At 71.0% G+C, this 20,009-nt stretch carries 15 protein-coding genes; 12 read left to right on the top strand and 3 right to left on the bottom strand.

Features of this window, described 5'->3' with window-relative positions:
* Positions 1-353: 353 nt before the first annotated feature.
* The 6 genes from WME73_RS24070 to WME73_RS24045 are packed head-to-tail and all read left to right on the top strand — an operon-like array spanning position 354 to position 7,499.
* Positions 354-2,075, top strand: a complete 1,722-nt coding sequence (locus WME73_RS24070; protein ID WP_437917189.1) for an ABC transporter substrate-binding protein — start codon at positions 354-356, stop codon at positions 2,073-2,075.
* Positions 2,076-2,123: 48 nt separating this feature from the next.
* Positions 2,124-3,101, top strand: a complete 978-nt coding sequence (locus WME73_RS24065; RefSeq protein ID WP_437747719.1) for an ABC transporter permease — start codon at positions 2,124-2,126, stop codon at positions 3,099-3,101.
* Between the two features lie 21 nt (positions 3,102-3,122).
* A complete protein-coding gene (locus tag WME73_RS24060; RefSeq protein ID WP_437873613.1) occupies positions 3,123-4,079 on the top strand; it encodes an ABC transporter permease in 957 nt (318 codons plus the stop codon).
* The gene (locus WME73_RS24055; protein WP_437747717.1) at positions 4,069-5,028 is read left to right on the top strand and encodes an ABC transporter ATP-binding protein; all 960 of its coding nucleotides are present in this window, start codon (positions 4,069-4,071) and stop codon (positions 5,026-5,028) included. The genes WME73_RS24060 and WME73_RS24055 overlap by 11 nt, the downstream gene beginning before the upstream one ends.
* A gap of 2 nt (positions 5,029-5,030) precedes the next feature.
* The gene (locus WME73_RS24050; protein ID WP_437747716.1) at positions 5,031-6,089 is read left to right on the top strand and encodes an ABC transporter ATP-binding protein; all 1,059 of its coding nucleotides are present in this window, start codon (positions 5,031-5,033) and stop codon (positions 6,087-6,089) included.
* Positions 6,090-6,107: 18 nt separating this feature from the next.
* Positions 6,108-7,499, top strand: coding sequence for a GH1 family beta-glucosidase (locus WME73_RS24045; protein ID WP_437917188.1), 1,392 nt, complete (start codon positions 6,108-6,110; stop codon positions 7,497-7,499).
* An 84-nt stretch (positions 7,500-7,583) separates the two neighbouring features.
* Here the strand turns inward: WME73_RS24045 and WME73_RS24040 are convergent, their stop codons facing one another.
* Together WME73_RS24040 and WME73_RS24035 are read right to left on the bottom strand one after the other, a co-directional pair.
* Positions 7,584-8,768 (bottom strand): GspE/PulE family protein, encoded by a 1,185-nt coding sequence (locus WME73_RS24040; RefSeq protein ID WP_437917187.1) that lies wholly within the window; start codon positions 8,766-8,768, stop codon positions 7,584-7,586.
* Complete coding sequence (locus WME73_RS24035) at positions 8,765-9,838, bottom strand: CAP domain-containing protein (RefSeq protein WP_437917186.1); 1,074 nt, start codon at positions 9,836-9,838, stop codon at positions 8,765-8,767. Before WME73_RS24035 ends, WME73_RS24040 begins: the two co-directional genes overlap by 4 nt.
* 146 nt (positions 9,839-9,984) lie before the next feature.
* Between WME73_RS24035 and WME73_RS24030 the strand changes: the two genes are divergently transcribed.
* From WME73_RS24030 to WME73_RS24010, 5 genes are all read left to right on the top strand, one after another.
* Positions 9,985-10,980 (top strand): DMT family transporter, encoded by a 996-nt coding sequence (locus WME73_RS24030; protein WP_437917185.1) that lies wholly within the window; start codon positions 9,985-9,987, stop codon positions 10,978-10,980.
* Positions 10,981-11,031: 51 nt separating this feature from the next.
* Entirely contained in the window at positions 11,032-12,045 is a 1,014-nt protein-coding gene (locus WME73_RS24025; protein ID WP_437917184.1) for a zinc-dependent alcohol dehydrogenase family protein, read from the top strand.
* Positions 12,046-12,209: 164 nt separating this feature from the next.
* A complete protein-coding gene (nagZ, locus tag WME73_RS24020) occupies positions 12,210-13,325 on the top strand; it encodes a beta-N-acetylhexosaminidase (protein ID WP_437917183.1) in 1,116 nt (371 codons plus the stop codon).
* The gene (gene hutI / locus WME73_RS24015; RefSeq protein ID WP_437917182.1) at positions 13,322-14,605 is read left to right on the top strand and encodes an imidazolonepropionase; all 1,284 of its coding nucleotides are present in this window, start codon (positions 13,322-13,324) and stop codon (positions 14,603-14,605) included. Before nagZ ends, hutI begins: the two co-directional genes overlap by 4 nt.
* A 55-nt stretch (positions 14,606-14,660) precedes the next feature.
* Entirely contained in the window at positions 14,661-17,027 is a 2,367-nt protein-coding gene (locus WME73_RS24010) for a Tex family protein (protein WP_437747708.1), read from the top strand.
* A 38-nt stretch (positions 17,028-17,065) separates the two neighbouring features.
* On the opposite strand, the gene WME73_RS24005 is transcribed toward WME73_RS24010, so the two are convergent.
* Positions 17,066-18,145, bottom strand: coding sequence for an alpha/beta fold hydrolase (locus WME73_RS24005; protein WP_437917181.1), 1,080 nt, complete (start codon positions 18,143-18,145; stop codon positions 17,066-17,068).
* A gap of 734 nt (positions 18,146-18,879) precedes the next feature.
* Here WME73_RS24005 and WME73_RS24000 point away from each other — a divergent pair.
* The gene (locus WME73_RS24000; RefSeq protein ID WP_437747706.1) at positions 18,880-19,812 is read left to right on the top strand and encodes a formin; all 933 of its coding nucleotides are present in this window, start codon (positions 18,880-18,882) and stop codon (positions 19,810-19,812) included.
* Positions 19,813-20,009 lie beyond the last annotated feature (197 nt).

The raw sequence follows: 20,009 nt of genomic DNA, 5'->3' as shown, positions 1-20,009 counted from the left end.
AAAATAACAGTGCAAGTGCTTAAGCCATCATTCCTCATGACGCGTGATGACACCATGAGCACCACATGAGACGGAGTTGCTGCTGCGAGACATGACGCACCACGACATCTCCCTTGAAAACGCGCCTGAGTAAGCGGCGCGAGAACTTGACAGCAACCTCGAATCCCCGTTGACACTGCTGTGCGAAAACGGCTACAGTGCCGACGCCTGGATGCTGGTATGGCGCACTGCGTCGCGGTGTCGAATTCCGGCGAGCCGCTCTGCCGCGTGGTGGCTTCCAGGGAGATTGAGGAGTGGGAGAGGGACGGTGGGCGCTCGGGCGTATCCACGAGGGCCCCGCGAGGAGCATTCTCATGAGGAACTGGTTGTTGCCGCGTCGGACGTTCGTGTTGTCGACGTTGCTTCTTTCGGTCGGTGTCACAGCGGGGTGCGGGAAGACCGAACCGACCAAGGAGTCCGCGGGCGGCGCGAGCACCGCGCCGGGTCCGGGCAAACCCTCTCCGGCCGCCGACACCTTCCTGACCGTCTCGATCGAGCAGCAAGCGTCATGGGTGCGGAACTTCAATCCTCTGCTCGCACCAGGCAACGTTCGCTGGCCAACCGTCGCTGGCATCTACGAGCCGCTCCTCGTTTACAACACGATGAAGGGCGAGTTCACCCCCTGGCTCGCATCGAAGTACGAGTGGGGTAACGGGAACAAGACGCTCACCGTCACGACGCGGCCCGGCGTCAAGTGGTCCGATGGCCAACCGTTCACGGCGAAGGACGTGGCCTTCACCTTCGGGCTCCTGAAGAAGCACGTCGCCCTCGACCTGCAAGGCGTCTGGAAGTGGATGACCTCGGTCGAGGCCAAGAGCGACTCCACGGTCGAGTTCACGCTCACGCGGCCGTACGTCCCCGGGCTCGTCTTCCTCGGCCACCAGCCGATCGTGCCGGAGCACAAGTGGAAGGACGTGGCGGATCCGGTCACGTACACGAATGAGAACCCGGTCGCGACGGGGCCCTTCACCGAGGTGAAGACCTTCCAGAACCAGATCTACGAGCTCGGCCGGAACCCGAACTACTGGCAGCAGGGCAAGCCGGCGATCAAGGGGCTCCGCTTCCCGGCGTACCCGGGCAACGACCAGGCGAACCTGGCGCTCTTGAACGGCGAGGTCGACTGGGCCGGCAACTTCGTCCCGGAGATCGAGAAGGTCTACGTCGGCAAGGACCCCACGAATCACCATTACTGGTTCCCGCTCGTCGGCAGCACGGTGTTCGTCTACACGAACACGGCGAAGAAGCCCCTCGACGACGCGCGGGTGCGCAAGGCGATCAGCATGTCGCTCGACCGCGAGCAGATCGTCAAGGTCGCGATGAACAACTACACGCGGCCGGCGGACGCGACGGCGCTGAGCGACGCGCACGAGCGCTGGCGCAGCCAGAAGACGGTCGAGGCGGGCGACTGGGTCAAGTTCAACGTGGCCAAGGCGAACCAGATCCTCGACGAGGCGGGTTATGCCAAGGGGGCCGACGGCATCCGCGTGAAGGACGGGAAGCCGCTGCGCTTCGATCTCAACGTCGTCACGGGCTGGTCCGACTGGGTGCGCGCGGCGCAGATCGTCACGCAGCAGGTCAAGCAGATCGGCGTCGAGGCCACGCTGAAGACGTACGACTTCAGCGCGTTCTTCGAGGCGCTCCAGAAGGGCACGTTCGACCTGTCGATGGGCTGGTCGAACGAGGAGCCGACCCCATACAATTTTTACCGGGACCTCCTCGGCACCGCGACCGCGAAGCCGGTCGGCGAGACGTCGGCGCGCAACTGGCACCGCTTCGGCGCCAAGCAGGCCGACGGCCTCTTCGAGGCGTTCGAGGCCGCGACCGAGCCGGCGGAGCAGAAGAAGATCATCGAGCAGCTCCAGGAGATCTTCTCCGAGACGGCGCCCTCGATCCCGCTGTTCCCCGGGCCGTCCTGGGGCGAGTACAACACACGCCGCTTCACCGGGTTCCCCAGCAAGGAGAACCCGTACGCGAAGCTGTCGCCCAACAACCCGCCCGAGTACCTGCTGGTCCTCACCGAGCTCAAGCCGAAGTGAAGTTGGGCGTGACCTGATCCGGAGCGCAGGTTAAAAGAGAGAGCTTCTGTGCGTTACCTTCTGCGACAGCTGGGCTTGTACTTCATCGCGGCGTGGGCTTCGCTCACCCTGAACTTCCTCATTCCGCGCGCCATGCCGGGCGATCCAGCCTCGGCCATGTTCGTGCGCTTCCGGGGGCAGCTGCAGCCGGAGGCGATCGATGCGCTGCGGAAGGCGTTCGGGTTCACGGGTGAGCCGCTCTACAAGCAATACATCACCTACCTGAGCCACACGCTGGCCGGCGATCTCGGCACCTCGGTGGCGCACTTCCCGGCGAAGGTGACGGAGGTCATCGCGACGGGGCTCGGCTGGACGCTGCTCCTGTCGGGCGCCGCCGTGATCGTCAGCTTCGGCCTGGGGACGGTGCTCGGGATCGTCGCGACGTGGAAGCGGGGCGGCTGGCTCGACTCGGTCATGCCGCCGGTCCTGATGTTCCTCGGCGCGTTCCCCTACTTCTGGCTCGCGATGGTGTCGCTCTACGTTCTCGGGTTCGTGCTCGGGGCCTTCCCGCTGCGCCACGCCTACAGCGACACGCTCTCGCCCGATTGGAGCCTGGAGTTCATCGGGAGCGTGCTCTCGCACATGGTCCTGCCCGCCCTGTCGATCGTCGTCGCCACCATCGGCGGCTGGATGCTCGGCATGCGCAGCGCGATGGTCACCGTGCTGTCCGAGGAGTACATCACGATGGCCCAGGCCAAGGGGCTCTCGCAGTGGCGGGTCATGTTCACCTACGCCGCGAGGAACGCGCTCCTGCCCAACGTCACGGGCTTCGGCATGGCGCTTGGCTTCGTGCTCGCCGGCTCGCTGCTCACCGAGATCGTCTTCTCGTATCCGGGGCAAGGTTATCTGCTCATCCAGGCGGTTCGAAATCAGGATTACCCGCTCATGCAGGGGATCTTCCTCACCATCACGTTCGCCGTGCTGGGGGCGAACTTCCTGGTCGACGTGATCTACGTGTTTCTTGATCCCCGCGCCCGCGGGCGCTGACGGCTGGGTCCAGGAGAAGCGATGGCTGCGCAACAAGGCAACAGCGGGGGCGGCGCCTCCCGTGCGGCGGGATGGCTCCGCCTGCTCCTCTCGAATCGCAAGGCGATGGTGGGCACGCTCATCGTGCTCTTCTTCCTGCTCCTCTCGCTGCTCGGCCCCTCGCTCGTGGGCCAGGACCCGCACGCGTTCGTGGGCATGCCGCACGAGGCTCCCTCCGCCGAGCACCTGTTCGGCACGAACGGCCAGGGGCAGGACGTGCTCGCGCAGACGATCGTCGGCGCGCGGACCTCGCTGGCCGTCGGCTTCGCCACGGGCTTCGCCGTGATCGCGATCGGCGCGGCGATCGGCATGGCCGGAGGCTACTTCGGCGGCTGGATCGACAGCGTTCTCTCGCTGCTCACGAACGTGTTCCTGATCATCCCCGGCCTGCCGATGGCCGTGGTCATCGCGGCCTACCTGCCGGCCGGGCCGCTGACGATCCTGTTCGTCCTCGTCCTCACGGGCTGGGCGTGGAACGCGCGTGTGCTCCGCTCGCAGGTGCTCGCGCTGCGCGACAAGGACTTCGTGTCCGCGGCCCTCGTGAGCGGCGAGGGGAGCGCGCGCATCATCTTCGTGGAGATCCTGCCGAACATGACGTCGCTCCTCATGTCCGGCTTCATCGGCGCGACGGTCTACGCGATCGGCGCCCAGGTCGGCCTCGAGTTCCTCGGGCTGGGCGACCTGAGCGCCGTCACCTGGGGCACGAACCTCTACTGGGCGAGCAACAACGCCGCGCTCCTCACGGGCGCCTGGTGGACCATCGTGCCCACCGGCGTGTGCGTCGCGCTGGTCGGGTTCGCGCTCACGCTCATCAATTACGCGATCGACGAGATCTCGAATCCGCGGCTCCGCGCGGAGGGCGCCTGGTCGCGTCTCCTCAGGAGCCGCAAGGTCACGGCGGGTCCGTCTACGCCGGTGGTGAGGACTCATGGCGCCTAGTCCGCTTCTCTCGGTTCAGGATCTCCGGGTCGAGTTCATCACCCCGACGGGTCCGGTGTGCGCGGTCGACAACGTCTCCTTCGACATCGCCCCGGGCGAGGTGCTCGGCCTCGCGGGCGAGTCGGGGAGCGGCAAGTCGACGGTGGCGATGGCCATCATGCGGCTGCTCCGCCCGCCGGCGGTCATCACGGGCGGGCACGTGTACTTCGCCGGGCAGGACGTCCTGGCGATGAACGAGGAGCAGCTCCGCGCCTTCCGCTGGCGGAAGATGGCGCTGGTGTTCCAGAGCGCGATGACCGCGCTCAACCCGGTGCTGACGATCGGCGAGCAGATCGCCGATCCGATCATCGCGCACGACGGCGTGACGCCCGCTCAGGCGATGGAGCGCGCGGCCGCGCTGCTCAAGCTCGTGAACATCGACTCGTCGCGCCTGAACAGCTACCCGCACCAGCTGTCGGGCGGCATGCGCCAGCGCGTGGTGATCGCCATCGCGATGGCGCTCAAGCCGCCGTTCCTCATCATGGATGAGCCGACGACGGCGCTCGACGTGGTCGTGCAGCGGGAGATCCTGCAGCAGATCGCCGAGCTCAAGGAGCGCCTCGGCTTCTCGATCCTCTTCATCACGCACGACCTCTCGCTCATCGCCGAGTTCTCCACGCGCATCGCCATCCTCTACGCCGGCAAGCTCGCGGAGACCGCCCGCGCCAAGGACCTCTTCAGCGATCCGAAGCACCCGTACACGCAGGGGCTCCTCGGGTCGTTCCCCTCGGTCCGTGGGCCGCGCCGCAGGCTGCAGGGCATCCCGGGCTCGCCGCCCGACATGCGCAACCCACCCGCCGGCTGCCGCTTCCATCCCCGGTGTCCGCAGGCCTTCGCGACCTGCCAGAACGAGCTGCCCGCCCTTCGTGAAATCGCGCCCGAGCACCGCGGCGCCTGCCACCTCTACTGACGATGACGATGACGCAACCTTCTGTCTCGCCTGTCCTCGACGTGGTGCGCCTGGGGAAGTACTTCCCTGTCGGCGGCGGGCTGCGATCGCAGCAGCTCCGGGCGCTGCACGACGCATCGTTCTCGCTGGCAGAGCGTGAGGTCATCGCGCTGGTCGGCGAGTCGGGCAGCGGCAAGAGCACGATCGCACGGCTCCTCGCGCGGCTGATGCCGCCGAGCAGCGGGCAGATCGTGTTCAAGGGTCGCGACGTGCTGAAGGAGGAGCCGACCCGCGCCTCGCTCGCTTACCGCGGGCAGGTGCAGATGATCTTCCAGGATCCGTTCGGCTCGCTCAACCCGGTGCACACCATCGGCTACCACCTCGAGCGGCCGCTCCTGCTCCACAACAAGGCGCCCACCGCGGCGATCCTCCGGGAGAAGGTGCACGCGCTCCTCAAGACGGTCGATCTGAACCCGCCCGCGGAGGTCGCGCTCAAGTTCCCGTACCAGCTGTCGGGCGGTCAGCGGCAGCGCGTGGCGATCGCCCGCGCCCTCGCGGTGGATCCCAGCGTGATCCTCGCGGACGAGCCGATCTCGATGCTCGACGTCTCGATCCGCATGGGCGTCCTGAACCTGATGGAGAAGCTCAAGGAGGAGCGCGGTATCTCCTACCTCTACATCACGCACGACATCGCGAGCGCGCGCTACGTCGCGGATCGCACGATGGTGATGTACGCAGGCCACATCGTGGAGGGCGCGCCGAGCGAGGAGCTGATGCAGCAGCCGGCGCACCCGTACACGAAGCTCCTGCTCTCGGCGGTTCCGGATCCGAACGGCTCGATCCGCGGCGATCTCCCGGCGCGCTCCGGGGCGCCGAAGCTCATCAACCCGCCGCCGGGCTGCCCCTTCGCGGACCGCTGCCCGAGCGTGATGAACACGTGCCGGGAGCAGATGCCGGGGGCCATCGACGTCGGGTCGGGGCACTGGGTCCGCTGCCATCTCTACGCGCCCGGCTCCGTCATCGCGCCCTCCGCGCTCTACGATCGCACGGTGCCCGCCTCCGCCGAGGCCGGACCTCTCTAGGGAGAACCACGAACCGACATGCCGTCTCTGAGATTTCCCGACAATTTCGTCTGGGGGACCGCGACGTCCTCCTATCAGATCGAGGGGGCTACGAACGAGGACGGCCGCAGCGAGTCCATCTGGGATCGCTTCGCGAAGACGCCCGGTCAGATCGTCGACGGGACCAACGGCGACATCGCGTGCGACCACTACCACCGGTGGCCTGAGGACATCGCGCTGATGAAGAGCCTGGGCATGATGGCCTACAGGTTCTCGATCGCGTGGCCGCGCATCCTCCCGAACGGCCGGGGCGCGGTGAACCAGAAGGGGCTCGACTTCTACAGCCGGCTCGTGGACGGCCTCCTCGCGGCCGGGATCGAGCCGTACGCGACGCTCTTCCACTGGGACCTGCCGCAGGTGCTCCAGGACCAGGTCGGTGGCTGGCAGCACCGCTCGACGGCGGACGCGTTCGTGGAGTTCGCCGACGTCATCTCGCGAAAGCTCGGCGATCGCGTGAAGAAGTGGATCACGCACAACGAGCCGTGGTGCACGGCGTTCCTCAGCTACGAGAAGGGGATCCACGCGCCGGGCATGCGCGATTTCAAGAAGGCGCTGGCGGTGAGCCACCACCTCTTGCTCTCCCACGGCCTCGCGGTGCCCGTGGTGCGCCAGAACTGTCCCGGCGCCGAGGTGGGCATCACGCTGAACATGAACTACGCGATGCCCGCGTCCCCCAGCGCCGCCGACTACGACGCGTGCCGCCACTACGACGGGTATTTCAACCGCTGGTTCCTCGATCCGCTGTACGGCCGGCGTTATCCGGCGGACATGATCGAGGACTACATCGCGCTGGGCTACCTCCCGCCGGAGGGGCTGACCGTGTGCAAGCCGGGCGATCTCGAGATCATCGCCACGCAGTGCGACTTCCTCGGCCTCAACTACTACTCGCGGGCGGTCCTGCGGAGCAGCAAGGTGCCCGAGGAGCAGAACCTGCCGAGGACGGTGCACGTCGCGCCCCCATCCGAGCAGACGGAGATGAGCTGGGAGGTCTACCCGGAAGGGCTGCGGCGGCTGCTCCTCCGGCTGCACGTGGAGTACGGCGTGCCCAAGCTCTTCGTGACGGAGAACGGCGCGGCCTACTCGACCGAGCCGGACAAGGACGGCCGCATCCCGGACACGCGGCGGCTTCAGTTCCTGCGCGATCATTTCGTCGCCGCGCGGCGCGCGATGGACGCGGGGGCGCCGCTCGCGGGGTACTTCGTGTGGTCGCTCATGGACAACTACGAGTGGGATCGCGGCTATTCGCAGCGGTTCGGCATCGTCTGGGTGGACTACGAGACGCAGCGGCGCATCCCGAAGGACAGCGCGCTCTGGTACAAGGGCGTCATCGCCGCCAACGCGGTCGACGACGGCTCCTCGCAGGCGACCTGACCGGCGACGCGCCGCGGATCGCACGGCGAACCGCGGCGCGCCTGGCCGACACGCTCGGCAAGACCTCCTCCAGAGCGGGGAGCGTCACGTCACGCGGAGCACCTCGTCCAGGGAGGTGAGCCCCTCCTTCACCTTGGCGAGCCCGGCCTCGTGCAGCGGCACGAGCCCTACCTTGCGCGCGGCGTCCCGGTACGCGCGCTTCCCCGCCCGCGCCTTCACGAGATCCCGCAGGTCGTCGTCGAGCTCCAGCATCTCGAACAGGCCCATGCGCCCCCGGTAGCCCGTCAAGTGGCATGTCTGGCACCCGACGCTGCGCTTCAGCTCGGCGCCCTTCTCGATGAGGACCTTGTCCTCTTCGCCCGTCACGGCGGTCTCGAGCTCGTACGTCTCCGCGCACTCCTCGCAGAGCTTGCGGACGAGCCGCTGCGCGACCACGGCGAGCAGGGCGTTCGCCACGATCCACGACTCCGCGCCGAGGTCCACGAGGCGCGCGACCGTGTCCACCGCGTCGGAGGTGTGCAGCGTCGACAGCACGAGGTGCCCCGTGAGGCTCGCCTGCAGCGCGATCTGCGCCGTCTCGGGATCGCGCATCTCGCCCACCATGATCACGTCCGGGTCCTGCCGCAGGATCGCGCGCAGGCCCGTCGCGAACGTGAAGCCCTGCCTCGGGTTGGTCTGCCCCTGCGTGATGTCGGCGAACTCGACCTCGATCGGATCTTCCAGCGTGACGATGCTCAGCTCGCTCGTCTTCATGACCTTGATCAGCGAGTAGAGCGTCGAGGTCTTGCCGGATCCGGTCGGCCCACACACGACGATCAGCCCCGAAGGCCGGTCGGCGAGCCGCTCGAGCCGCGGCAGGTCCCCCTCGGCGAGCCCGAGCTTGTCGAGGGCGATCAGCTGGTGGCTCAGCAGCACGCGCAGCACGAGCGTCTCGCCGTGGATCGCGGGGAACGTCGAGGCGCGCAGGTGGATGAGCGGGTGGCCGTGGAGCTCCAGGCTGAACTGGCCGTCCTGCGGCAGGCGCCGCTCGGTCATGTCCATCCGCGCGAGCACCTTCACGCGCGAGGTGAGCGACGGCGCGATCTCGATCGGGATCTGCCCTTGCGCCACCATCACGCCGTCGACGCGGTAGCGCACGCGGATGCCGTCGCGCTTCGGCTCGACGTGGATGTCGCTCGCGCCCATCGAGACCGCGCGGCGGACCAGGTGATCGAGCACCTTGACCGCGTCGAGCTCCTCGGACGCCGTGGGGGGGCGGCTCTGGCTCATCGCGCGCCTCCCTTGCCGACGACGTCGATCGTGCGGAGCGAGACCATCTTCAGCTCGCCCGAGGGGGGGAATGTCGCCCAGACGCTGACGCCGTAGAGCCCGGGTCGCCCGCGGTCGTCCAGCGGGACCTGGATGTCGAATCGATTGCCGGTCACCTGGAGAGGAATAGGCGTCTTGAAGCCCTTCGGGAAGAACGTCGCGTAGGGGGGCGGGATCGGGTATCCGCCCATCTTGAGCAGCTTCTCCGGCTTGATCGGTTTCCCCGGCTCGACCCGTGAGATCCCGACGCCCGCGATCTTCGCCGGCGCGGCGATCTCGCCGCTCACCCGGATCCGCTCGCCGATCGTCGTCCGCCTGGGCAGCGGCTGGTACGTCCCGTAGTCGTCGACGAACTCCTGCGCCACGCAGGCGATGTCGAACCCCTTCGCCTTGGCCAGCCCGACCCCGAGCGACGTGTGCGACGCTGTGAGCACGTTGCGCCGGTGCCCGTCGGCCGGGGGCTTCTCGTTCATGAAGGCCTGGTGCACGCGCTCGAGGCTCTCCGCGGAGAAGCGCGGATCCGGATCGAGCTCGCGGGGGATCGCGTCGGCGAAGCAGCCGGCGTTCTCCATCGGGAACCCGTCGCCGCCCGCGGCCGTGTAGCGCTCCTCCGGGACCGAGCCGTCGCTGCCCCAGTGGCCGGTGAAGCCGATCCGGACCATGTCCTCGGCGTGCCGCCGTCCTGCGCGCGCAGCGGTCTCGTCCCACCGGACGGGCGGCAGCTTGTGCGCCGCGCGATCGCGGTTCACGAGGCCGAGCACGTACCGCGCTGCCTCCGCGCGGGTCATCTGCTGGCCCGGCGCGGGCGGGGCCTGGGTGCCCTGGGCCTCGCCGCCGGCCTCCATGCCGGCGGCCTTGCCCTCCGAGGGGCGCGCGCTCTCCTCCTCCGCCGCCCCGCCTCTGGCCTTGCCGCCGGACGGCTCCTCCGCCGGCTCCTTCGCGGCGCTCGCGCCGCACCCGAGCGCGTGGGCGCCCGCGGCGACGAGCCCGAGCCAGAGCGCCCAGGACCGGCGCTCCCGCTGACCATCCATCGCTCCTGTCCTGCTTCTCCTTGTGACTCCGATGATCGCGCGCATCGTTGCGACCGTAGCGCTTCGATGTCGCGCGCGCACCCGGGAGCGCCGGCGCCTTCGGGCGCACGGCGGCGTGTACGGCGGCGAGGTCGAGGTGGTAATCGATGCGCTACGTGAGCACGTCGTCATCGTCGCAGGGCGCGGTCGCCGCGCACCCGCCCGGGGTCTCCGCGATCGTCCTCGCCGCGGAGCGCGAGGGGCGCGCGGCGCACCCGACCGCGGGCGTCCTGTGGATGCTCCTGGCCCAATCGCTCTTCGCCGCGATGAACGTCCTCGCGCGGCTCTCTTCGGAGCACGCCCCGTGGCCCGAGGTGGCGGCGTCGCGAACGCTGGTGGGCGCGGCCACCGCGCTCGGCGTCGCGCTCGTCCGCCGGGCGCCGCTCTCCGTGGGCAGGGGCGACCGGCGGCTCGCGTGGGCGCGCTCGCTCTGCGGCACCGGGGCGATGCTCTGCGGCTTCTACACGCTCGGCACGCCGCAGATCGCGCTCGGCGACGCGGTCACGCTCGGCGCGACGAGCCCGATCTTCGTCGCGCTCCTCGCGCCGCGGCTGCTCGGCGAGCGGACGAGCCCGCGCCTCTGGCTCGCGACCCTTCTCGCCTTCGCCGGCGTCGGGCTGGTCGCCGCGCCGAGGCTCGCGATCGCGGGCGAGATCGCGCTCATCGCCACGCTCGGCGCCGTCTTCTCGGCGTTCGCCATGATCTGGCTGCGCAGGATCGGCGCCGGCGGGGAGCGCGCGAGCCCCGAGGCGATCGCGCTGCATTTCTCGCTCGTGGCGAGCGCCGCGATGGTCGCGCTCTCGATCCCGGTCTGGCGGACGCCCGACGCCCTCGGCGCCCTCCTCCTGATCGGGACGGGGCTCGCCGGCGGCCTCGCGCAGCTCGCGATGACGCGCGCCTACGCGCTCGACAGCGCGGCGCGCGTCGGCGCGATCGGTTACGTCGGGGTCGTCCTGTCGCACGTGCTCGCCGCCGCTTGGCTCGGCGAGAGCCCGTCGGCGGATCAGCTGCTCGGGGCGGCGCTCGTGACGGCGGCCGGCCTGTGGCTCGCTGCCCAGGCGCTGCGCGACGCGCGGCGGCCAGGGCGTCGAGCGGCGCGTTGACCGGCCTCCACCCCGCGTGGGATAGCGGATCTCCGCTCAAGGAGGATCTGCATGAAAGCGTTCGCTCTCCAGGGTTCGTTCGGTCTCGACGCGCTCCGCCCGATCGATCTTCCGGATCCTGAGCCGGGGCCTAGGCAGATCGTCCTCCAGATGAGGGCGGCGTCGCTCAACTTCCGCGACCTGCTCGTGGCGAAGGGGCTCTACAACCCGAAGTTCTCGCTGCCGCTCGTCCCGCTCTCCGACGGGGTCGGGGAGGTCGTCGCCGTGGGGGACGGGGTGACGCGGGTGAAGGTCGGCGATCGCGTGAGCCCGATCTTCCACCAGCGATGGATCGACGGGGAGCTCTCCGCGGACAAGGCGCGGGGGGCCCTCGGCGGGGAGCTGCCGGGCGTGGCCGCGGAGCGGGTGCTGCTCGATGCGGAGGGGGTCGTCGCGGTCCCGCAGCACCTCACGGACGAGGAGGCCGCGTCGCTGCCGTGCGCCGCGGTGACCGCATGGAACGCGCTCTTCGTGGCGAGCCACATCAAGGCGGGCGACACGGTCCTCGTGCAGGGCACGGGCGGCGTCTCGATCTTCGCGCTGCAGTTCGCCCGGCTCGCGGGCGCCCGCGTCATCGTCACCTCGAGCAGCGACGAGAAGCTCGAGCGCGCGAGGTCGCTGGGGGCGTCGGAGACCATCAATTACCGCGCGAACCCCGACTGGGACGCGCCCGCGCGCTCGCTCACCGGCGGCGCGGGGGTGGATCACGTGATCGAGGTGGGCGGCGCGGGCACGCTCGCCCGTTCGCTCCGCGCGGTCCGGTTCGGCGGCCGCGTGAGCCTCATCGGCGTGCTCACGGGCGGCGCGCTGGGGGATGTCGGCCTGTTCCCCATCCTGATGAAGCAGATCACCGCGCAGGGCATCTTCGTCGGGTCGCGGGCGATGTTCGAGGACATGAACCGCGCGATCGCGGCGAGCGGGCTCCGGCCGGTCGTCGATCGCGTGGTCCCCTTCGCCGAGGTGCGCCAGGCGATCGAGTCCATGGCGAGCGGCGCACACTTCGGGAAGATCGCGATCCGGTTCTGAGCGGGCCGACCGCGACACGATGCGTCCCTCCGGCGCCGCGGCGTCCCCTCCGGCGCACCGGCATCCCTCGGAAGTGGCTTCGTCGGCCCAAGTCGTTTACGAGTCGTCTACGAACGGATTCCGCGGCCGGCCACTCGCCTGCGCCGCGCGAGAGGTGGTGGACGATGCGGCTCGATCTGGAGCTCGAGGTCCTGTGTGGTCAGCTCATCGTGGGCGGCTTCGACGGCGCGGAGCCGCCGGCCCGGTACCTGAAGGCCCTCGCCGAGGGGCGGCGGGGCGGCGCGATCCTGTTCCGGCGCAACGTCCCTGACGTGGCCGCCACGGCGCGGCTCTGCCAGGCGCTCGCCGCGGCGGGCGGCCCAGATCGGCCTCCCTTCATCGGCATCGATCAGGAGGGAGGCCGCGTCACCCGCTTGCCCGCGCCGTTCCTGACGCTGCCGTCGATGCGCTCGCTCGGCGAGCTCGCGGACCTCCCGTTGCTGCGCCGCGCGGCGCGCGCCGTCGCGTCCGAGCTCCGGGCCGTCGGCATCAACCTGAACTTCGCCCCGGTGCTCGACGTCGACTCGAACCCGGCGAACCCGATCATCGGCGATCGCGCGTTCGGTCGCGACCCTGGCGCGGTCGCGCGGAGCGCCGTTGCATTCCTGGAGGGGCTCCAGGAGGAGGGCGTGCTCGCCTGCGGCAAGCACTTCCCGGGGCACGGCGACACGGCGCTCGACAGCCACCTCGCGCTCCCGACCCTCTTGCACGCGCGCGGCCGCCTCGACGAGATCGAGCTGCCGCCGTTCCGCGCCGCCTGCGGCGCCGGGGTCGCGTCGCTCATGACGGCGCACATCGTCGTCGAGGCGCTGGATCCCAGCGTCCCGGCGACGCTGTCGCGCGCCATCTGCACCGACCTCCTGCGCGGCGAGATCGGCTTCGAGGGGGTGCTCTTCTCGGACGATCTCGAGATGGCCGCGATCGCGGCGCACCACGCCGTCGAGGAGGCCGCCGCCGCGGCCGTCTGGGCGGGCTGCGACGCGCTGCTCGTCTGCCACCGCGAGGACCTGCAGGACCGCGTGCACGAGGCGCTCGTGCGCAAGGCCGAGCGCGAGCCCCGCTTCCGCGAGCGCTGCGTCGAGGCGGCCGCGCGGTGCCTGGGCCTGCGCCGGCGGTGCCCGCCGCGGCCGGCCTCCTCGCCGGCGGCGTTCGCCGAGATCGTCGGTGGGCCCGCGTCCCGGGCGGTGATCGAGGACATCGAGCGGGCGCGCGCCGCGCGCGCCGCGGGGGCGGCGACGTGACGGCGCCGCCGGGGGCCGCGCGAGCGGAGGCCGCGCAGCACCCCGAGCGCCCGTTCGCCATCACCGCGCGCCGGCTGGTCACCTGCGACGCGTCCCGCGCCTCGGCCGGTGATCCCCTCGGCGTCATCGAGGACGCCGCGATCGTGGTGCGAGGCGGCGCGATCGATGCGGTCGGCCCGCGGCGCGAGGTCCTGCGGCCCGGGGCCGGCGTGCCGATCGCGATCGAGGCCGCGGGGGTCGTCACGCCCGGGCTCGTCGACTGCCACACGCACGCGCCCTGGATCGGCTCGCGGGACGCCGAGTACGCGATCCGCATGGCCGGCGGCGACTACGAGGCGATCGCCGCGGCCGGCGGCGGCATCGTCGCGAGCATGCGCGCGGCGCGCGCCGCGACCGCCGGCGAGCTCGCGGACACGCTCCGCGCCCGCCTCCGCCGGATGGCCGCGCTCGGCGTGACCGCCGTCGAGGCCAAGAGCGGCTACGGCCTCGACGAGGCGACGGAGCGCAAGCAGCTCGAGGCGGTCGCCGAGGCGGGGAGGGACGCGCGCCTGCCCCGCGTCGTTCCGACGTACCTCGCGCTGCACGCGTTGCCCCCGGAGGCCGGCGGCGACCGCGCGGCCTACGCGGGGACCGTCGCGCGCTCCTGGCTGCCCGCGATCGCCGCGGCCGGCCTCGCGCGCTACGTCGACGCGTACATCGACCGGAGCGCGTTCTCGGTGGAGGAGGCGCGGCCGGTGCTCGAGCGGGCGCGCGCGCTGGGGCTCGGCGTGCGGGTGCACGTCGGGCAGTTCGCGGACGTGGGCGGCGCCGAGCTCGCGGCCGCGCTCGGCGCCGCGTCGGCCGACCACCTCGAGCACGTCGCGCCGGCGGGCATCGCGGCGCTCGCCCAGGCGGGCGTCGCCGCCGCGCTGCTGCCCGTGGCGAGCTTCACGCTGCGGCAGGAGCCGCCGCCCGTCGCCGCGCTCCGGGCCGCAGGCGTCCCGCTGATCGTGGGCAGCGACGCGAACCCCGGCACGGCGCCGACCGAGAGCCTTCCGCTCGCGCTCGCGCTCGCGGTGCGGCTCTACGGGCTCACGGTCGCCGAGGCGATCCTGGGCGCGACGCGCGAGGCGGCGGCCGCGCTCGGCCTGGGCGGCGTGTGCGGCGCCGTCCGTCCGGGGCTGCGCGCCGATCTCGCCCTGTGGGACCTGCCCCACGAGAACGCGATCGTGCAGCCCTGGGGCGCGCCGCGCGCGCGGGCCGTGCTGCGCGACGGCGAGGTCATCGCGGCGGCGGGCTGAGGCAGACCTCAAGTCAAGCCTGGACGCGCGTGCACCCTGCGCGTATGCCGCGCCCATGACTGAGACGCAGAGCCCTGTCGCTGTCCCGAGCCGCGCGGACAGCTCGTTCGATCCGGTCCCGCTCCTGGCCGAGGAGCTGAGCCTCCCGCGCCAGGGGGTCTCGGCGGTGGCCAAGCTGCTCGCCGAGGGGGCGACGGTCCCGTTCATCGCTCGCTACCGCAAGGAAGCGACCGGCGGGCTCGACGAGGTGCAGATCCGCGCCATCGAGGAGCGCCGCGCCTACCTCATCGAGCTCGAGGAGCGCCGCGCCACGGTGCTCACGGAGATCCAGAAGCAGGGCAAGCTCACCGACGCGCTCGCCTCGAAGATCCGCGCCTGCGGCACCAAGGCGGAGCTCGAGGATCTCTACCTCCCCTTCAAGCCGAAGCGCCGCACGCGGGCCATCATCGCGAAGGAGCGGGGCCTCGAGCCGCTCGCGGATCGCATGTGGTCGCAGCCAGGGGACGGCAGCCCCGAGGAGGAGGCCCGCGCGTTCGTCAGCGCCGAGAAGGAGGTCCCCGACGCGGCGGCCGCCCTCGCCGGCGCGCGCGACATCTGCGCCGAGCGCATCGCCGAGCACGCCGACGTGCGCAAGCTCGTCCGCGAGGCCTACGCGAAGGAAGGCGTCATCAAGGTCCAGAAGAACGAGGAGCACGCGGCCAAGCAGACGAAGTTCGACATGTACGGGAGCTTCGAGGAGCCCGTCGCGAACATCCCGTCGCACCGCTACCTCGCGATCCGCCGCGGCGAGGCCGAGGGCGTCCTCCGCGCCGCGATCGAGCTGGCGCCCGAGCCGCTCGTCCCGCCGATCCACGCCGCGGTGGGGCTGAAGCCGAAATCGCCGTGGGCCGGCGAGCTCACGAAGGCCGCCGACGACGCCGTGAAGCGGCTCCTGCTCCCCGCGGTCCAGAGCGACGTGCGTGTCGACCTCAAGATGCAGGCCGATCGCGCCGCGGTCGATGTCTTCGCCCAGAACCTCCGCGAGCTCCTCCTCGCCGCGCCCTTCGGCACGAAGGCGGTGCTCGGCATCGACCCCGGCCAGCGCACCGGCTGCAAGTGCGCCGTCGTCGACGAGACGGGTAAGCTCCTCGAGCACACGACGATCTACCTGGTCGGGAGCGGCGACTCGCTCGAGCGCGCCCGCCAGGACCTGCGCCGCATCTGCCGCAAGTACCCGCTCCGCGCGGTCGCCGTGGGCAACGGCACGCACGGCCGCGAGACCGAGGCGTTCGTGAAGGACGTGCTCGCGTCGGAGGCGCTGACGGAGCTGTTCTGCGTCCCGGTGAGCGAGGCTGGCGCGAGCGTCTACTCGGCGAGCGACGTCGCGCGCGAGGAGTTCCCCGAGCTCGATCTCACGGTGCGCGGCGCGATCAGCATCGCCCGCAGGCTGCAGGACCCGCTCGCGGAGCTCGTGAAGGTCGACCCGAAGAGCATCGGCGTCGGCCAGTACCAGCACGACGTCTACCAGGGGCTGCTCGCGCGGAAGCTCGACGAGGTGGTCGAGAGCTGCGTGAACCGAGTCGGCGTCGAGCTCAACACCGCGAGCGCCCCGCTGCTCGCCCGCGTCGCCGGCATCGGCCCGAGCCTCGCGAAGAAGATCGTCGCGCACCGCGACCTGAACGGCGCGTTCAAGAGCCGCAAGGCGCTGCTCGACGTGCCCGGCGTCGGCCCGCGGACGTTCGAGCAGGCGGCGGGCTTCGTGCGGGTCCGGGGCGGGGAGCACCCGCTCGACGCGAGCGCCGTGCACCCGGAGCGCTACGGGCTCGTCGAGCGCATCGCGGCGGATCTCGGCGTGCCGGTCGGGTCGCTCATCGGCGACACGGCGGCGATCGCGCGGATCGATCCGAAGAAGTACGAGGCCGGCGACGTCGGCTCGTTCACGCTGAACGACATCCTGAGCGAGCTGAAGAAGCCGGGCCGCGACCCGCGCGCCACGTTCGAGCCGCCGAAGTTCCGCGACGACGTGCGGACCATGGAGGATCTCAAGCCGGGCATGGAGCTCGAGGGCGTGGTGACCAACGTCACGGCGTTCGGCGCCTTCGTCGACATCGGCGTCCACCAGGACGGCCTCGTGCACGTCTCGCAGCTGGCGGACAGGTTCGTGAAGGACCCGAACGAGGTCGCGAAGGTGGGCGACAAGATCAAGGTGCGGGTGCTCGAGGTCGACCTCGTGCGCAAGCGCATCTCGCTCACCGCGAAGAAGGGCGGCGCTCCCGCCGGCGCGCGTCCCCAGGCGGGCGGCCCCTCTGCAGGCGGCGACGCGCGCGGCCGCAATGATCGCGGCGACGGCCGCCGGCCGGCCCAGGGGCAGCAAGGGAAGGGGCAGGGGAGCTCGTCGGGCGGCTTCCGCAACAACCCGTTCGCCGATCTGCTCCGGAAGTGAGCGGCGCGCCCGCCTGGCCCTGGGCCAGGCGGGCCGCGCTAGAACCCGTGGTCGGCGAAGAAGCGCTCGATCCGGAGCGACACGAGCTCGGGGAACTCGACCGCGGTGGTGTGGGTCCCGCCGCGGACCACGAGGATCTCCGCCATCGGGATGCGGCGCGCCATCGACTGCGCCAGCGCCCGCGGGGTGAACGCATCGCGGTCGCCGGTGATGAGCAGCGTCGGGACGTCGATCTGCTCGAGCACGTGCTCGGCGTCGTGGGCGTCCAGCGCGCGGAGGTTGCGGCAGAGCGCGTCCATGTCGAGCTGGCCGAACGGCTGCACGAGCTCGGCGAAGGCCTCGCTGTCGAGCGTCTTGCCGAGCAGCCCCATTCGCTTCAGCCAGAGCACCGCGTCCGGCGGGCCGAAGGTGCTGCGCGTCACCCTGGCCGCCAGCGAGTGAGCGCGCGCCGCGAACGCCACGAACGGCGGAAACAGCCGCCCGAGCCCCGGCAGCGGCCCCATCGTCTCGAGCGGCCGGCGGTAGGTGCCGTTCAGCAGGACCAGGTTCGCGGCGAACCCCGGGAGCCTGCGGAACGCCTCCAGCGCCACCTGGACGCCCACGCTCCATCCCATCAGCGCGCCGTGCCGGATCCCTTCGACGGCGAGGATCGCCTCCAGGTCGCGGACATGGTTCGCGACCGCATAGGCGCCCGGAACGTCCGGTGACGGGCGCTTCGACGCGTACATCCCGCGGTAATCCCACGTGATGAACCGGTACTGGTCGGAGAGGTACTCGACCTGCGCCCGCCAGGCGAGGTACGGCCCGCCCAGCCCGTTGACCAGGACCACCGTCTTCGCCCCCTCGAACGGCGGCGGCGTCACGCGGTAGGTGATGTCGGTTCCATCGAAGCTCGTGACCCGCCGGGTCTCCATCCGGAGCGATGGCCGCCGCGAGGGCGGCCCCCGCCGGCCCCCGCTGGAAGGCGGGGGGGGCGCCTGCCGCCCGTCGCCCGAGGAGGCCGCGGGCGGCGCCTGCGGTCTGTTGCCGGTGGATAAAGCTGGCGGCGCCTCCGGTCCGCTGCCGGAAGGAGAGCGGAGCCGCGGCGGCCGACCCCCGCCGAACTTGAACGAGACCATGAGCCCCCTGCTTCCTACCCGGTCCCTTCGCGGAGGGCCAGGCTGCCGGCGGTCGCCCGCAGGATGGGCGGGGGACGCCGGGGCAGACCCGGCGACGCCGGGGCAGACCCGGCGAGGGCGCAGCTGCGGGCCGGCGGGGGCTGCCGTGGGGCCGGGTGGCCCGTGTGGCCTGGCGATCGCCTGTCGAAACACATCCTGCGCTGCGATCGCCATCGCGTTGACATTCCAGGCGGCGCGCCGCTAACGTGCCCGGCGGGTTGTCCGCTCGCCCGGCGCTCCCGTCGTGTTGCTGATCTTTCCCTCCCCGCTCCCATGTCGGTCTGTTGGAGGCCGGCCCGTGTCGTCTTCTGTTGCCGCTCGCGCAGGGGCAGCTCCGGTTCGGGCCGTGGTGGGTCGATTCCCTCGGGCGGGCTGGAGTTTTCAGCGCGAAGTGGTGCAGCGATCCCGTCCTCGAGGAGCCGATGGCTGAAGAAAAGAAGAAGAGCAAAATCGATCTGAAGGCTCGGCTTGGCAAAACGGCGATAGGCGGGGCGCCAGGAGCGGCCGTCCCCCTTCCCGTGCCTGGTTCGCAGCCCGGATCGGGGCCGCCTCCCGACATGAACGCGGGCCCGGTCGGCATGCCCTCGCCGCATCCGAGCGCGCGGCCGCCGATGCCCTCCGTGGGGGGCATCGCGCCCCCGCCCGGGATCTCGCCAGGCATCCCGCTGCCTCCGTTCGCACCGGCTCCGCGTCCTGTGATCCAGACGCCTCCGCCCAAGCCGACGGCCGCCGCGCAGACCATCAAGGTCGAGGTCGGCGAGGAGGTCGAGCAGGAGCGGCGGAAGGCCTCCAAGAAGACGGCGCTCTACGCCGGCCTCGCGGCGATCGTCGGCATCGGCGTGGGCTTCGCCATCGGCGGCGCGAAGGAGCGCGGCGATCGCGGCAAGCTCGCGGTCGACGGCGCCGCGGCGCTCGCAAAGGACGTGAAGGCCGCGAACGAGAAGATGGTGGAGCTGAAGGAGAAGCTCGATGCGGGCCGGACGGCGCTCGAGGGGAAGAAGTTCCCCGCGCAGCTCGTGGCCGAGCTGGGCGGCATCAACGTCCCGTTCGATGCCACCAACCTGGAGGGCAAGCAGATCGGCGGCCTCCCGGGGCGGGTGATGCGCCAGGTCCTCGCCTACACCACGGCGGTCCAGGATCTCAACAAGACCAAGGACAGCCTCAAGAACGTCCTCTCGGCCGCGCAGGCTCCCGTCGAGAAATCGTGGAAGGAGCAGGAGGAGCCGGTCGTGAACTTCTCGGTGGTCTTCCGCCGGGACGGCGACAAGACGCTGGCCGAGCTCGTTCCCAACAAGGCGCCGTTCCCGTTCGGCAAGGACTGGCCGGCGAAGTACACGGTGAGCCGCCTCGAGCGCACGCAGCAGGGCTTGAAGCCCGCCGACAAGGAGGCCACCCGCTGGACGAAGGGCGACATCGCCGGCGGCGATCTGCAGGCCCTCCCGGTCGATCCGCAGTCCGTCGCTGGCCTCACGAGCGAGCAGATGGTCTTCAGGCTCGCCAGCGCGATGGCGGACATCCGCAAGCTGCTCGAGGGCAACAAGGACAACCCCGTCGAAGAGACACCCGGCCTCATCAAGGAGGGCGACGATCTCGCGAACGAGCTCCGCAAACTCTCCCTCGCCCGCTGAGCGGCACGCGCCCGCTTCGGATACGGGCCCATCTCGACGTTTTCGGTGCTCGGCGTACGGGAGTACGCCTGCGCGCCGAAAACGCCGATCTGGGCCCGTCTCCTGTGCGGGCGCGCGCCGCTCGGCCGGCGCAGATCTGAAGCACCGCGGCGCGCGAGGCGGGGCGTACCTGGTTTCGTGGTCTAGGGGAGGGGAGG

The organism is Sorangium sp. So ce302 (genome assembly GCF_051530145.1).
Classification (GTDB): Bacteria; Myxococcota_A; Polyangia; order Polyangiales; family Polyangiaceae; genus Sorangium; species Sorangium cellulosum_B.
The sequence above is the reverse complement of the archived record's forward strand: the minus strand, read 5'-3'. Positions and strand labels throughout refer to the sequence as shown.

Coding starts and splice junctions, on each gene's coding strand:
- WME73_RS24070 (WP_437917189.1), top strand. CDS start 354: ATGAGGAACTGGTTGTTGCCGCGTCGGACGTTCGTGTTGTCGACGTTG.
- WME73_RS24060 (WP_437873613.1), top strand. CDS start 3,123: ATGGCTGCGCAACAAGGCAACAGCGGGGGCGGCGCCTCCCGTGCGGCG.
- WME73_RS24055 (WP_437747717.1), top strand. CDS start 4,069: ATGGCGCCTAGTCCGCTTCTCTCGGTTCAGGATCTCCGGGTCGAGTTC.
- WME73_RS24050 (WP_437747716.1), top strand. CDS start 5,031: ATGACGATGACGCAACCTTCTGTCTCGCCTGTCCTCGACGTGGTGCGC.
- WME73_RS24045 (WP_437917188.1), top strand. CDS start 6,108: ATGCCGTCTCTGAGATTTCCCGACAATTTCGTCTGGGGGACCGCGACG.
- WME73_RS24040 (WP_437917187.1), bottom strand. CDS start 8,768: ATGAGCCAGAGCCGCCCCCCCACGGCGTCCGAGGAGCTCGACGCGGTC.
- WME73_RS24035 (WP_437917186.1), bottom strand. CDS start 9,838: ATGGATGGTCAGCGGGAGCGCCGGTCCTGGGCGCTCTGGCTCGGGCTC.
- WME73_RS24030 (WP_437917185.1), top strand. CDS start 9,985: ATGCGCTACGTGAGCACGTCGTCATCGTCGCAGGGCGCGGTCGCCGCG.
- WME73_RS24025 (WP_437917184.1), top strand. CDS start 11,032: ATGAAAGCGTTCGCTCTCCAGGGTTCGTTCGGTCTCGACGCGCTCCGC.
- nagZ (WP_437917183.1), top strand. CDS start 12,210: ATGCGGCTCGATCTGGAGCTCGAGGTCCTGTGTGGTCAGCTCATCGTG.
- WME73_RS24010 (WP_437747708.1), top strand. CDS start 14,661: ATGACTGAGACGCAGAGCCCTGTCGCTGTCCCGAGCCGCGCGGACAGC.
- WME73_RS24005 (WP_437917181.1), bottom strand. CDS start 18,145: ATGGTCTCGTTCAAGTTCGGCGGGGGTCGGCCGCCGCGGCTCCGCTCT.